A 573-nucleotide genomic window follows, 5' to 3' on the forward strand; every position below is an offset into this window, starting at 1 on the left:
ATTCCAAATTTGAGATTTCCTGAGTTTAGTGGGGAGTGGATGGAAGGTGAAATTGGAAACTATTTTGATTTTAAGAACGGTCTAAATAAAGAAAAAGAGTTTTTCGGAAAAGGAACACCAATAATTAATTTTAAAGATGTATACCATTTAACAAGCATTAAGCGAGAACATATAAAAGGCTTAGTTGAATTAAGTGAAAATGAAATTGAAAGGTATTCTGCTGTCAAAGGTGATGTTTTCTTTACAAGAACTTCTGAAACTATTTCAGATATAGGTATGTCAGCAACTTTAATTGAAAATATTGACAATTGTGTTTTTAGTGGTTTTGTTTTAAGGGCAAGACCTATTAAACCTATCTTTAATGAAACTTTTACCTCTTATTGTTTTCAAATTGAAAATATCCGTAAAGAAATTGTAACTAAAAGTTCTTTTACTACTCGGGCGTTAACAAGTGGAACTTTATTAAATAAAGTGATATTTAGATTCCCAAAAACAAAAGAGGAACAAACAAAAATAGGTAATCTCTTATCAATTATTGATGATAGAATCCAAACCCAAAACAAAATAATTGAA

General features: G+C 28.6%; 1 protein-coding gene. It reads left to right on the forward strand.

What is annotated here, in order from left to right; all coding sequences use genetic code 11:
• The coding region (locus tag HGB55_RS15310) for a restriction endonuclease subunit S (protein ID WP_211047421.1) at nucleotides 1-573 on the forward strand (573 nt) is incomplete at both ends.

This window comes from Lutibacter sp. B1, assembly GCF_012524075.1.
In the GTDB taxonomy this organism is placed as follows: Bacteria; Bacteroidota; Bacteroidia; order Flavobacteriales; family Flavobacteriaceae; genus Lutibacter.